Source organism: Thioalkalivibrio sp. ALJ24 (assembly GCF_000377785.1).
In the GTDB taxonomy this organism is placed as follows: Bacteria; Pseudomonadota; Gammaproteobacteria; order Ectothiorhodospirales; family Ectothiorhodospiraceae; genus Thioalkalivibrio.
The window spans coordinates 162,156-175,796 of sequence record NZ_KB898724.1; the positions used below are offsets into that span (position 1 = coordinate 162,156).

The 13,641-nt window shown below is 65.1% G+C and carries 12 protein-coding genes and 1 tRNA gene; all 13 read left to right on the forward strand.

The genetic code is table 11. From position 1 onward, the window contains the following. Positions 1 to 14: 14 nt before the first annotated feature. The 13 genes from nuoH to rbfA all read left to right on the forward strand — a co-directional run bounded on the left by nuoH (position 15) and on the right by rbfA (position 13,631). Positions 15 to 1,079 carry an NADH-quinone oxidoreductase subunit NuoH gene (gene nuoH, locus D571_RS0100770; protein WP_018934769.1) on the forward strand — a complete coding sequence of 355 codons (1,065 nt, stop codon included), beginning with the start codon at positions 15 to 17 and terminating at the stop codon, positions 1,077 to 1,079. 10 nt (positions 1,080 to 1,089) lie between these two features. Further along, on the forward strand, positions 1,090 to 1,578 hold the full coding sequence (gene nuoI / locus D571_RS0100775) for an NADH-quinone oxidoreductase subunit NuoI (protein ID WP_018869955.1): 489 nt from the start codon (positions 1,090 to 1,092) through the stop codon (positions 1,576 to 1,578). Positions 1,579 to 1,593: 15 nt separating this feature from the next. Continuing rightward, complete coding sequence (locus tag D571_RS0100780) at positions 1,594 to 2,232, forward strand: NADH-quinone oxidoreductase subunit J (RefSeq protein WP_018934770.1); 639 nt, start codon at positions 1,594 to 1,596, stop codon at positions 2,230 to 2,232. 73 nt (positions 2,233 to 2,305) lie between these two features. Next, complete coding sequence (gene nuoK / locus D571_RS0100785) at positions 2,306 to 2,611, forward strand: NADH-quinone oxidoreductase subunit NuoK (protein ID WP_012982131.1); 306 nt, start codon at positions 2,306 to 2,308, stop codon at positions 2,609 to 2,611. Between the two features lie 6 nt (positions 2,612 to 2,617). Then, the gene (nuoL, locus tag D571_RS0100790) at positions 2,618 to 4,612 is read left to right on the forward strand and encodes an NADH-quinone oxidoreductase subunit L (protein ID WP_018934771.1); all 1,995 of its coding nucleotides are present in this window, start codon (positions 2,618 to 2,620) and stop codon (positions 4,610 to 4,612) included. Between the two features lie 52 nt (positions 4,613 to 4,664). Beyond that, a complete protein-coding gene (locus D571_RS0100795; protein ID WP_018934772.1) occupies positions 4,665 to 6,179 on the forward strand; it encodes an NADH-quinone oxidoreductase subunit M in 1,515 nt (504 codons plus the stop codon). A gap of 13 nt (positions 6,180 to 6,192) precedes the next feature. Then, positions 6,193 to 7,641 carry an NADH-quinone oxidoreductase subunit NuoN gene (nuoN, locus tag D571_RS0100800; protein ID WP_018934773.1) on the forward strand — a complete coding sequence of 483 codons (1,449 nt, stop codon included), beginning with the start codon at positions 6,193 to 6,195 and terminating at the stop codon, positions 7,639 to 7,641. A gap of 18 nt (positions 7,642 to 7,659) precedes the next feature. Further along, entirely contained in the window at positions 7,660 to 8,004 is a 345-nt protein-coding gene (locus D571_RS0100805; protein WP_018934774.1) for a DUF2818 family protein, read from the forward strand. A 60-nt stretch (positions 8,005 to 8,064) separates the two neighbouring features. Further along, positions 8,065 to 8,141: transfer RNA gene (locus D571_RS0100810), tRNA-Met, on the forward strand. 172 nt (positions 8,142 to 8,313) lie between these two features. Further along, a complete protein-coding gene (gene rimP / locus D571_RS0100815) occupies positions 8,314 to 8,781 on the forward strand; it encodes a ribosome maturation factor RimP (protein ID WP_026287463.1) in 468 nt (155 codons plus the stop codon). Positions 8,782 to 8,832: 51 nt separating this feature from the next. Beyond that, entirely contained in the window at positions 8,833 to 10,326 is a 1,494-nt protein-coding gene (gene nusA, locus D571_RS0100820) for a transcription termination factor NusA (RefSeq protein ID WP_018934776.1), read from the forward strand. A gap of 66 nt (positions 10,327 to 10,392) precedes the next feature. Further along, on the forward strand, positions 10,393 to 13,185 hold the full coding sequence (infB, locus tag D571_RS0100825) for a translation initiation factor IF-2 (RefSeq protein WP_026287464.1): 2,793 nt from the start codon (positions 10,393 to 10,395) through the stop codon (positions 13,183 to 13,185). Then, positions 13,185 to 13,631, forward strand: coding sequence for a 30S ribosome-binding factor RbfA (gene rbfA / locus D571_RS0100830; protein ID WP_018934778.1), 447 nt, complete (start codon positions 13,185 to 13,187; stop codon positions 13,629 to 13,631). Before infB ends, rbfA begins: the two co-directional genes overlap by 1 nt. Positions 13,632 to 13,641 lie beyond the last annotated feature (10 nt).

Genomic DNA, 13,641 nt, shown 5'->3' on the forward strand with positions numbered 1-13,641 from the left:
CAAGGGACTGAACCATGTTCGACTGGATTCTCAATCTGTTCCACTCCCTGCCGACGGTGATGCAGATCCTGATCGCCATCCAGCTGATCGTCATCCCGTTGATGCTGGGCGTGGCCTACCTGACCTTCGCCGAGCGCAAGATCATCGGCTACATCCAGGTGCGGGTGGGCCCCAACCGGGTCGGGCCGCGCGGCTGGCTGCAACCGATCGCCGACGCGGTCAAGCTCCTGATGAAGGAGGTGATCGTCCCGTCGAATGCGAACCGGTTCCTGTTTCTCAGTGCGCCGGTGCTGACCATTGCCCCGGCGCTGGCGGCGTGGGCGGTGATTCCGTTCTTCGAGGACGGTGCGCTGGCCGACGTCAACGCGGGTCTGCTGTACCTGCTGGCCCTGACCTCGCTGGGCGCCTACGGGATCATCATCGCCGGCTGGGCCTCCAACTCGAAGTACGCGCTGATGGGGTCGCTGCGGTCGGCCGCGCAGCTGGTCTCCTACGAGATCGCGATGGGCTTTGCGCTGGTGGGCGTGCTGATGGCCGCGGGCTCGATGAACGTCGGCGAGATCGTCAAGGCGCAGGAGGGATCCATCTATCACTGGTTCCTGCTTCCGCTGTTGCCGCTGTTCTTCGTGTATTTCATCTCCGGCGTGGCCGAGACCAACCGCGCCCCGTTCGACGTGGCCGAGGGCGAGTCCGAGATCGTGGCCGGCTTCCACGTGGAATACTCCGGGATGGCCTTCGCGGTGTTCTTCCTCGCCGAATACGCGAACATGATCCTGATCTCGGCGCTGACCGCGGTGCTGTTCCTCGGCGGCTGGCTGTCGCCGTTCCAGGGCATCCTGCCGGCGGCGATGTTCGACTGGCCGGTGATCGGCACCCTGCTGGGCGACGGCCTGCACTGGTTCCTGATCAAGACCGCGCTGTTCCTGTTCATCTTCCTGTGGTTCCGTGCCACCTTCCCGCGCTATCGCTATGACCAGATCATGCGCCTGGGCTGGAAGGTGCTGATCCCGGTGACCATCGTGTGGCTGTTCGTGCTGGGCGTGTTTGTCGCGTTCGACGTCGGCCCGTGGTTTGCGTAAGGAGTTCGCCATGAAATCCGTGCGTCATTTCTTCAAGAGCTTCCTGTTCTTCGAGCTGCTGCTGGGCATGCGGCTGACCGGGCGTTATCTGTTCCGGCGCAAGTTCACCGTACAGTACCCGGACGAGAAGACCCCGATGTCACCGCGTTTCCGCGGGCTGCACGCGCTGCGCCGTTACCCCAACGGGGAGGAACGCTGCATCGCCTGCAAGCTGTGCGAGGCGGTGTGCCCGGCGCTGGCGATTACCATCCACTCGGAGGAACGCGAGGACGGCACGCGGCGCACCTCGCGCTATGACATCGACCTGTTCAAGTGCATCTTCTGCGGTTTCTGTGAAGAGGCCTGTCCGGTGGATTCCATCGTCGAGACGCACATCTTCGAATACCACTTCGAGAACCGGGGCGAGCAGATCATGACCAAGGACAAGCTCCTGGCGATCGGCGACCGCTTCGAGAAGGAGATCGCCGAAGCACGCGCGATCGACGCCCCCTACCGGTAATCCAGGGACGCAACGATGACCTTCGAGCTCTTTCTGTTCTATGTATTCGGCGCCATCCTGCTGGGTGCCGCGCTGGCAATGATCAGCGTACGCAACCCGGTCCATGCGGCCCTGTTCCTGGTGGTCTGCTTCGTATCCGCTGCCGCACTGTGGCTGATGGCGGAGGCGGAGTTCCTCGGTCTGGTGCTGGTGCTGGTGTATGTCGGCGCCGTCATGGTGCTGTTCCTGTTCGTGGTGATGATGCTCGACATCAACATCGCGAAGCTGCGCGAGGGCTTCACCGAATACCTGCCGGTGGGGCTGGTGGTCGCGGCGGCGATGGCTACGGTGCTGGTGCTGGTCATCACTCGCTACATCACCATGGATGCCCCGGAGCGTGCCGGTCCCGAATACGCCAACACCGAGGCGCTGGGCGCGATTCTCTACACCGAGTACGTCTATCCGTTCGAGATCGCGGCGGTGATCCTGCTGGTGGCGATCATTGCTGCGATCTCGCTGACCATGCGGCGGCGGCCCGACAACAAGCGCATCGATCCGGCCCGCCAGATCGAGGTTTCGCGTGAAGGCCGGGTGCGCATGGTGTCAATGAAGTCCGAAGACAAGGCGCGTGGCGGCCGCGGGGCGGAACGCGACGACGACCCGACCCAGGAATGACGCCGGCGCGCGCCGGTGCCTAATCACCGCGGGGCGGACTTCACCGCCCCCCAAAGGAATTCAGGGCCAGACAATGATTACGCTAGAGCACTACCTGGTGCTGGCTGCGCTGCTGTTCTCGATCAGCGTGGCCGGGATCTTCCTGAACCGAAAGAACGTGATCGTGCTGCTGATGTGCATCGAGCTGATGCTGCTGGCGGTGAACATCAACTTCATTGCCTTCTCGTTCTTCCTGCAGGATCTGGCCGGGCAGGTCTTCGTGTTCTTCATCCTGACGGTCGCTGCGGCGGAAGCCGCGATCGGGCTGGCCATCCTGGTGTTGCTGTTCCGTAACCGCGGAACCATCAACGTCCAGGACCTGGACGCAATGAAAGGATAACGGGCCATGGATACGATCTATCTCCTCATTGTCCTGGCGCCGCTGGCGGGCGCGATCATTGCCGGCCTGTTCGGTCGTCAGATCGGCCGGGTCGGCGCGCACAGCGTGACCATCGCCGGGGTGGCCATCTCGTTCCTGCTGTCGCTGGTGGTGTTCTACCAGCACGTGTTCGGCGGGGCGGGCGTCTACAACGAGTCCGTCTACACCTGGATGGTCTCCGACGGCATCCGTTTCGAGGTCGGCTTCCTGGTCGACAACCTCACCGCGATGATGATGCTGGTGGTGACCTTCGTGTCGCTGATGGTGCACATCTACACCATCGGCTACATGCAGGATGACCCGGGTTACCAGCGCTTCTTCGCGTACATCTCGCTGTTCACCTTCTCCATGCTGATGCTGGTGATGGCGAACAACTTCATGCAGCTGTTCTTCGGCTGGGAGGCCGTGGGGCTGGTGTCGTATCTGCTGATCGGGTTCTGGTACAAGCGCCCGACCGCGATCTACGCCAACATGAAGGCGTTCATCGTCAACCGCGTCGGCGACTTCGGCTTCCTGATCGGGATCGCCGCGCTGGTGTTCTACACCGGCAGCCTCAACTACACCGAGGTCTTCGCCGAAGGCCAGGCGATGAGCGAGGCGACCATCACCATCTGGCCGGGCTGGACCTTCGGCCTGCTGGATCTGGCACTGATCTTCCTGTTCATCGGCGCGATGGGCAAGTCCGCGCAGGTGCCGCTGCACGTGTGGCTGCCGGACTCCATGGAAGGCCCGACCCCGATCTCGGCGCTGATCCACGCCGCGACCATGGTCACCGCGGGCATCTTCATGGTGGCGCGCATGTCGCCGCTGTACGAGTTCTCGGTGCCGGCGCTGTCGTTCATCCTGATCATCGGCGCGATCACGGCCTTCTTCATGGGTCTGATCGGTCTGGTGCAGAACGACATCAAGCGCGTGGTCGCGTATTCCACGCTGTCGCAGCTCGGGTACATGACCGTGGCCCTGGGGGCCTCCGCCTACGCCGCCGGCGTGTTCCATCTGATGACCCACGCGTTCTTCAAGGCGCTGCTGTTCCTGGCCGCGGGCTCGGTGATCATCGCGATGCACCACCTGCAGGACATGCGTGCCATGGGCGGGCTGCGCCGGCACATGCCCATCACCTACGTGACCGCGCTGATCGGGTCGTTGGCGCTGATCGGATTCCCGTTCTTCTCCGGCTTCTTCTCCAAGGACGCGATCATCGAGGCGGTGGGCTACTCGGAGATCCCGGGGGCCACCTTCGCCTACTGGATGGTGCTGCTGGGCGTGTTCGTGACCGCGCTGTACACCTTCCGCATGTTCTTCCTCGTGTTCCACGGGGAGGAACGCTACGACCAGGCGCATCACTACATGCCCGACCACGGGGACGGCGAGGACCACCATCACCATGGCACGCCGCATCCGCACGAAACCCCGTGGGTGGTCACCCTGCCGCTGATCCTGCTGGCGATCCCGTCGGTGGTGGCCGGCTACTTCATCGGGCCGATGCTGTTCGGGGACTTCTTCGCCGATGCGATCCACGTGAAGGAGGCGCAGGACGTCCTCGCGCTGAAGGGCGAGAGCTACACCGGCGTGTTCGGCTTCGTGCTGCAGGGCCTGATGCTGCCGGCCTTCTGGTTCGCGATGGCGGGCCTGGCCACGGCCTGGTACCTGTACATCAAGCGTCCGGATCTGCCGGCGGTGATCGCCGATCGGCTGCGGCCGGGTGTGCGCATCCTCGAGGACAAGTACGGCTTTGACCGCTTCAACGACTGGTTCTTCGCCGGTGGCACGCGGCGGCTCGGTCGGTGGCTGTGGCGCTATGGCGACGCGATGATCATCGACGGCTGGCTGGTCAACGGCACCGCCCGCTCGGTGGGCTGGCTGTCGACCCGCGTGCGCCACGTGCAGACCGGTTTCCTCTATCACTACGCGTTCGTGATGATCATCGGCCTGCTGGTCCTGATGTTCGCCTTCGTGATCTGAGAGGTTTCGACGATGTTCGCCGCGAAGACCTCCGCTGTTTCAAGGAACGACCATGTTTGCTGACTGGCCCATTCTGAGTCTGTTGATCTGGCTGCCGATCCTCGGCGGCTTCCTGACGCTTGCCGCCGGGCGCGATGCGCCGGTGGTGGCCCGGCGCCTGGGCCTCAGCGTGGCCGTGGCCACCTTCGTGGCAAGCCTGCCGCTGTGGTTCCTGTTCGAGCGGGGGACCGCCGACATGCAGTTCCAGGAGGTTGCTTCCTGGATCCCGGCGTTCAACGTGAACTACCACCTCGGGGTGGACGGCATCTCCATGCCGCTGATCCTGCTGACCACGCTGATCACCGTGGTCGTGGTGATCGCGGCGTGGGAGTCGGTCAAGGACCGGATCGCGTACTACCTGTCCGCGATGCTGATCATGGAAGGCCTGATGATCGGCATGTTCGCGGCGATGGACGCGGTGCTGTTCTACGTGTTCTTCGAGGCGATGCTGATCCCGATGTTCCTGGTGATCGGGATCTGGGGCGGGCCCCGGCGCGTCTACGCGACCATCAAGTTCTTCTTGTACACGTTCCTCGGCTCGGTGTTCATGCTGGTCGCGCTGATCTACATGTACACCCAGTCGGGCAGCTTCCTGATCCAGGACTTCCATGATCTGCCGCTGGGCATGACCGCGCAGATCCTGATCTTCCTGGCCTTCTTCGCCGCCTTCGCGGTGAAGATCCCGATGTTCCCGGTGCATACCTGGCTGCCGGATGCGCACGTGGAGGCGCCCACCGGCGGCTCGGTGATCCTGGCGGCGATCATGCTGAAGATCGGGGGCTATGGCTTCCTGCGCTTCTCGCTGCCCATCACACCGGACGCCTCGGCGGTGCTGGACACCCTGATGATCGTGCTGTCGCTGATCGCGGTGGTGTACATCGGCGTGGTGGCCCTGATCCAGAGCGACATGAAGAAGCTGATCGCGTATTCGTCGATCGCGCACATGGGCTTCGTGACCCTGGGCTTCTTCCTCGCGTTCTACATCTACTCCAATACCGGTGACTGGCAGGGCGCGTCGCTGGGGATCGCCGGCGGCATGGTGCAGATGATCTCGCACGGCTTCATCTCCGCGGCGATGTTCCTCGCGGTGGGCGTGCTCTACGACCGCCTGCACAGCCGCCAGATCGCGGATTACGGCGGCGTGGTCAACACCATGCCGTGGTTCGCCGCCTTCTTCGTGCTGTTCGCGATGGCCAATACCGGCCTGCCGGGGACCTCCGGCTTCGTCGGCGAGTTCATGGTCATCCTGGCCGCCTTCAAGGCCGATTTCTGGATCGCCTTCCTGGCCGCGACCACGCTGATCCTGGCCGCGGGCTACACCCTGTGGCTGGTCAAGCGCGTGATCTTCGGTGCGGTGGCCAGCGAGAAGGTGGCCGGCCTGTCCGACATGAACCGGCGCGAATTCTTCCTGATGGGGCTGCTGGCGTTCTTCACGCTGCTGCTGGGCGTGTGGCCGGCACCGCTGCTGGAAGTGATGAACGCGACCATCGACAACCTCGTGGCGCATATCGCGCACTCGAAGCTCTGAACGGACGCCTGACATGAATTTCGAGATTCCTGCCTTTCTGCCCGCCGTTCCCGAGATGTTCGTGCTCGGGATGGCGTGCTTCATCCTGATACTGGATGCGTTCCTGCCGGATTCGCGCCGCGACATCACCTACGGCCTGGTGCAGGCGACCCTGGTGGGCGCCGCGGTGCTGACCCTGTGGCTGGCCGGGCCGGAGGTCGAGCTGACCTTCAGCGACAGCTTCATCAAGGATCCGATGAGCGATGTACTGAAGGTCGCGGTATATGTGACGAGCTTCTTCGTGTTCCTGTATTCGCGTCCGTATCTGATGGCGCGCGGGATCCACAAGGGCGAGTTCTACATCCTCGGCCTGTTCGCGGTCCTGGGGATGATGATCATGATCTCCGGGCACAACCTGCTGACGCTTTACCTGGGCCTGGAGCTGCTGTCGCTGTCGTCCTATGCGCTGGTGGCCTTCTGGCGCGACAACACCCGCGCCACCGAGGCGGCGATGAAATACTTCGTCCTGGGGGCGCTGGCTTCCGGTCTGCTGCTGTACGGCATGTCGATGATCTACGGCATGACCGGGTCGCTGGACATCGCGGTGATCGCCTCCGAACTGACCGCGGCGGACGACACCATGAACGTCCCGCTGGTGTTCGGGCTGGTGTTCCTGGTGGTCGCGATCGCGTTCAAGCTGGGGGCCGTGCCGTTCCACATGTGGGTGCCGGACGTCTATGACGGGGCGCCGACGGCGGTGACGCTGTTCATCGCCACCGCGCCCAAGATCGCGGCATTCGCGTTCCTGATGCGCCTGCTGGTGGAGGGCATGGGACCGATGCATGCCGACTGGCAGGGGATGCTGATCATCCTGACCGTCCTGTCGCTGGCGGTGGGTAACGTGATCGCGATCGCGCAGACCAGCATCAAGCGGATGTTCGCGTATTCGACCATCGCGCATATCGGCTTCCTGTTCATGGGGATCCTGGCGGGTACCGAATCCGGGTACGCCTCGGCGATGTTCTACGTAATCGTCTACGCCCTGACTGCGGCGGGTGGTTTCGGCATGATCGTATTCCTGTCGCGTCAGGGCTACGAGGCGGACCGCATTGACGATTTCGCCGGCCTGGCCCGACGCAATCCGTGGTTCGCGTTCATCATGCTGCTGCTGCTGTTCTCGATGGCCGGGGTGCCGCCGACCGTGGGCTTCTACGCGAAGCTGGCGGTGATCCAGGCGGCCCTGGGGGCCGGCCTGGTCTGGCTGGGTGTGGTCGCGGTGATCTTCTCCATCATCGGTGCGTTCTACTACCTGCGCGTGGTGAAGATCATGTTCTTCGACGAACCGAAGGAGGACGCCAGCGAACCGGTCCAGCCTTCCGGGGCCCTGGCCACCGCGCTCAGTGTGAACGGGCTCGCGGTGCTGTTGCTGGGAATTTTCCCGGGGCTTCTGCTGTCCGTTACCCACTACGCCATCATCGGCTGATCGAGCCCGGAGGAACCGTTGAATCAACTGATCCCGTTTGAGGCCCTGGTCTGGGGGTTCGTGGCGTTTGCCTTTGTGGCCGCCAATCTGCCTTGGCTGACCGATCGCATCGGACTGATGTTTCTGCCGTCCAGCGGGACCAAGGGGGCGTGGACCCGGATATTCGAATGGCTGGCCCTGTTCCTGCTGGTCGGGCTGATCGGCAAGGGGCTGGAATACCAGGCCACCGGAAGCGTGCATGCGCAGGGCTGGGAGTTCTACGTGATCACGCTGTCGATGTTCGCGGTGTTCGCGATCCCGGGTTTCATCTGGCGCCACGACCTGCGTCCGCATCTGCGCCAGCGTGCGCGGCGGGCGCGCTGAGTCCCGCAAGATCGGGGCTTGCATGGGTGAAGAAGCGTTGGTATAGTCTCGATTCTCGGATGCGGGGTGGAGCAGTCTGGCAGCTCGTCGGGCTCATAACCCGAAGGTCGCAGGTTCAAATCCTGCCCCCGCTACCAGTTTCCAAAAGGGCCCCTTCGCGGGGCCTTTTTGTTAGGGCCGCGCTCCCGCGCGCCAGCAGGCTTCGAGCTGCAGCCTGTATCCATTACGGAAGGTGTAAAGGGGCGTTTAACGCCCTTTTTTTGTTTCCGGACTTCGTACCGGCGCTGTGGAATCGAGGTGGACGACCCTTTGTCCGAGCAGGTGGAACAACTCAGATTACTCCTGGAACCCGTGGTCGAGGGCCAGGGCTTCCGCCTGTGGGGCATCGAGCATCACCCGGGCTCGAAGCCGCAGATGCTGCGGATCTACATCGATGCGGATGCCGGGGTCACGGTCGATGACTGTGCCCGGGTCAGCGAGCAGGTCAGTGCCGTGCTCGACGTGGAAGAACCGATCCGGGCGGATTACACCCTGGAGGTCTCCAGTCCCGGGATCGAGCGCCCCCTATTTACGCCGGAACAGTTCCGCGCCTACGTCGGGCACGGGGTCAAGGTGCGCCTGACCTGGCCCGAGCACGGGCGACGGAATTTCCGTGGGCGTTTGCTGTCGGCGGATGACACCATGATCGAGGTGGCGGTCGACGGCATGGCCTACGAGCTGCCGCTGTCGGCCATCCACAACGCGCGCGTGCTGGACGACGGCCCGGGGGCGCAATGATGAACAACCTGATGTCGACAGACGACTGTCGAGGCTGCGAAGAGGCATGACATGAACAAGGAGATCCTGCTGGTCGTCGACGCCGTATCCAATGAAAAGGGCGTCGACAAGGGCGTCATTTTCGAGGCCCTGGAATCGGCCCTGGCGATGGCGACGCGCAAGTATCATGGCGGCCGCATGGACGTGCGCGTCAGCATCGACCGTGAAAGCGGCGACTACGAGGCCTATCGCCGCTGGACGGTGGTGGACGACGAGGATCCCGAGTTCGAATCGCCGGACTATCAGATGCTGCTGTCCTACGCGCAGCAGCAATACCCGGAGATCCAGATCGGCGAGGTGATCGAGGAGCCCGTCGAGGCGGTCGATTTCGGGCGCATCGCGGCGCAGACCGCCAAGCAGGTGATCGTGCAGAAGGTGCGCGACGCCGAGCGTCAGAAGGTGGTCGAGGAGTACGAGGACCGCGTCGGGACCCTGGTGATGGGGATCGTGAAGCGCACCGACCGGAACGGCACGTACGTGGACCTGGGCAACAATGCGGAGGCCCTGATCCCGCGCGAACACATGATCCCGCGCGAGACCGTGCGTACCAACGATCGCCTGCGCGGCTATCTCAAGGAGATCCGGCCGGACGCGCGCGGACCGCAGCTGATCCTCAGCCGCACCGCGCCGGAGTTCCTGATCGAGCTGTTCAAGCTGGAGGTCCCGGAGGTCGGGCAGGGCGTGATCGACATCCTCGGCGCGGCGCGCGATCCGGGTATGCGCGCGAAGATCGCGGTGCGCTCGAACGACCCGCGCCTGGATCCGGTCGGCGCCTGCGTCGGCATGCGCGGGTCGCGCGTGCAGTCGGTCTCCAACGAGCTGGCCGGTGAGCGCATCGACATCATCGTCTGGGACGAAAATCCCGCGCAGTTCGTGATCAACGCGATGTCGCCGGCCGAGGTGCTGTCGATCGTGGTCGACGAGGAAAAGCAGTCGATGGACATCGCGGTGGCCGAGGACAAGCTGTCGCTGGCGATCGGCCGCGGCGGGCAGAACATCCGCCTGGCCTCGCAGCTGACCGGCTGGGAACTCAACGTGATGACCGAGGAACAGGCCGAGGAGAAGAGCGAGGCCGAGGCGCGGCAGCTGGTGACCTTCTTCATGGAGTCGCTGGACGTCGACGAGGAGGTCGCCGGGATCCTGGTGCAGGAAGGCTTCAGCACGCTGGACGAAGTGGCCTACGTGGAAGAGGCCGAGCTGCTGTCGATCGAGGAATTCGACGAGGATATGGTGGCCGAGCTGCGCAACCGCGCCAGCGATGCGCTGCTGACCCGGGCCATCGCGGCGCAGGACGGCGGGGGCGGCGAACCGGCCGAGGATCTGCTGAACATGGATGGCATGACCCTGGCGCTGGCCAACCGGCTTGCGGCCAGCGGCGTATGCACCATGGAGGATCTGGCCGAGCAGGCGGCCGACGATGTGGTGGAAATGCTGGGCATCTCCGAGCAGGAGGCGTCCGAGCTGATCATGACGGCGCGCGCCCCCTGGTTTGAAACCGGGGAATGATCGCGACGCAGCGGCGATGATCGGACAGCGGCACGCCGGAACAGAATCAGGAATGGAGGTAGCGCCATGGCGCAAATGACAGTGCAGCAATTCGCCGAATCGGTGGGCAAGCCCGTCGATCGTCTCCTCGAGCAGCTCAAGGAGGCGGGTGTCGAGGTGGCCGGGCCCGAGGCGCCCATCACCGATGCCGAGAAGCGCCAGCTGCTGGACCATCTGCGTCAGAGTTCCGGGAGCGGATCGAGTGAACGCGTGACCCTGCGTCGCCGTTCGCAGCCGCAGACGCTGAAGGTCAGCTCGGGACAGGGCAAGACCAAGACGGTCAACGTGGAGGTGCGCAAGAAGCGCACCCTGAAGCGCAAGCCGGCCGACACCCAGCCGGCACCGGAGGACCGCCCGGCCCCGGAACCGGCCGCACCGGCGGACGATCCGGAAACCGCACCGCGCGTGGAAGAGGCCCCGGAGCCTGAGGCGCCGACGACGCCCGAGCCCGAGGCGCCGGAAGTGGCGGAAGAGCCCGTGACCGCGGAAGCGGAGCCGGAGGCGCCGGAGGTCGGTGCAGCAGAAGAGGACACCGCGGCGGACCATGCCGCCGAGGAACCGGTCGCCGAAGCGGAGGAGCCGGTCGTGGAGGAGGCCGGCGAACCAGCCGAGTCCGTCGAGCCTGTCGAGGAATCGCCCAAGGCCAGTGATGCGGCCGCGCCGAAGAAACCGCTCAGCCGCACCCAGCAGCTGGCGATGCAGCTGGAAGCGGAACGTGAGGCCCAGCGCAAGGCTGTCGAGGCGCGCAAGCAGGAAGAGGTCGAGCGCGAGGAACGCCAGAAGCGCAAGCAGGAAGAACAGGAAAAGCAGGAGGCGAAGCGCGAGAAGGAAGAGCAGGCGCGCCTGGAACGCGAGGCCGCGCAGCAGCGCCAGGCCCCGGCGGCCGAACCCGCGAAATCCGGCAAGGGCCGCAAGGGCGGGCGCAAGGACGACCGCAAGGAACTGCATGTCGCTGGCGATCGTCGTGGGCGGCGCAAGAAGGGTGACAAGGGCAAGGGTGGCGGTCAGTCGCAGGCGGCCCAGGCCGTGGCTGGCAAGCACGGCTTCGCCAAGCCGACCGCGCCGGTGGTGCGCGAGGTCGAGGTGCCGGAGACCATTACCGTGGCCGATCTGGCTCAGGCCATGGCGATCAAGGCGCCGCAGCTGATCAAGACCCTGATGGGCATGGGCGTGATGGCCACCATCAACCAGTCCATCGACCAGGAAACCGCGATGCTGGTGGTCGAAGAGATGGGCCACACCGCGGTGCCGGCGAAGGAAGAGACGATCGAGGACCAGATCGAGGTCGCCCAGGAGCAGACCGGCGAGCCCAAGGCGCGTCCGCCGGTGGTGACCGTGATGGGCCACGTCGACCACGGCAAGACCTCGCTGCTGGACCATATCCGCAAGACGCGCGTCGCCTCCGGCGAGGCGGGCGGGATCACCCAGCACATCGGTGCCTACCATGTGGAGAACCGGCATGACGGGGTGACCTTCCTGGATACCCCGGGGCATGCGGCGTTCACCGCGATGCGGGCCCGGGGTGCGCAGTCCACGGACATCGTGATCCTGGTGGTGGCGGCGGATGACGGCGTGATGCCGCAGACGCTGGAGGCGATCAACCATGCGAAGGCCGCCGGTGTGCCGATGGTGGTCGCGGTCAACAAGATCGACAAGCCCGAGGCCGATCCGGACCGCGTGATCAACGATCTGGCGCAGCACGAGGTGATCCCCGAGGAATGGGGCGGCGACACCCAGTTCATCCGGGTGTCGGCGCATTCCGGCGAAGGCATCGACGAACTGCTGGAGGCACTGGGCCTGCAGGCCGAGGTGATGGAGCTGATGGCCCCGGACGAGGGTCCGGCGCGCGGCGTGGTGATCGAGTCGCGCCTGGACAAGGGCCGCGGCCCGGTGGCGACCGTGCTGGTTCAGTCCGGCAGTCTGAAGCACGGCGACATCGTGCTGACCGGCAAGGAATACGGCCGCGTGCGGGCGATGTTCGACGATACCGGCACGGCGGTGAAGGAAGTCGGGCCGTCGATGCCGGTGGAGATCCTCGGCCTGTCGGGGGTGCCCGAGGCCGGCGACGAGATGCTGGTGGTGGCGGACGAGAAGACCGCCCGCGAGGCCGCCGAGTACCGCGATGCCAAGCAGCGGGAGCGCAAGCTGGCGGCGCAGCAGGCCGCCAAGCTCGAGAACGTCTTCAACCAGATGCAGGAAGGCGAAGTCGGGACCGTCAATATCCTCATCAAGGCGGATGTGCAGGGTTCCGCCGAGGCCCTGCGCGAGTCGCTGGTGAAGCTGTCCAACGACGAGGTCCGGGTCAAGGTGATCGCGACCGGCGTGGGCGGCATCTCGGAGTCCGACATCAACCTCGCGACGGCGTCCGAGGCGATCGTGATCGCGTTCAACGTGCGTGCCGATGCCGGCGCCAAGCGCTTGGCGCAGGAAAACGACATCGACGTGCGTTACTACTCGGTGATCTACGAGGCGATCGACGACGTGAAGCAGGCGCTGTCCGGGCTGCTGGCGCCGGAGACCCGCGAGGAGATCGTCGGGCTGGCCGAGGTCCGCGACGTGTTCAAGGCCTCGGGCTTTGGCCAGGTCGCCGGCTGCCTGGTGGTCGAGGGCGCGGTCAAGCGGGGCAACCCGATCCGCGTGCTGCGCGACAACGTGGTCGTCTACGAGGGCGAGCTGGAGAGTCTGCGGCGCTTCAAGGATGACGTGAACGAGGTCAAGGCCGGTACCGAATGCGGCATCGCGGTGAAGAACTACAACGACGTGAAGCCCGGGGACCAGATCGAGGTCTACCAGCGCGTCGAGGTCCAGCGGTCGCTGTAATGCCGGGACCCCGCGACTTCCAGCGCAGTGACCGGGTCGGCGAACAGATCCAGCGCGAGCTGGCCGAGCTGGTGCGCCTCGAGGTCAAGGATCCCCGGGTGGGGATGGTGACCATCTCGGGGGTGGAAGTGTCGAAGGACCTCGCCCACGCGCGGGTGTACTTCACCCGTCTGGGGGGCGAGGAAGGCGGTCGCGAGGCGCAGCAGGGCCTCAACAGCGCGGCCGGTTTCCTGCGGCGCGCGCTGGGCAGCCGCATCCGCATGCGCAGCATCCCGCAACTGCGTTTCATCTACGATGACACGCCGGAGCGGGGCGCGCGCATGTCCGCGCTGATCAGCCAGGCGCTGGCCGAAGACCGTGCGCGGCATGGCGACGTGGACGGTGATCCGGAAAACGGCGCGGACCCGGATGCCGCCGGGGGGCCGGACGCCCCGCAGGACCGGTAGAACCGGACCG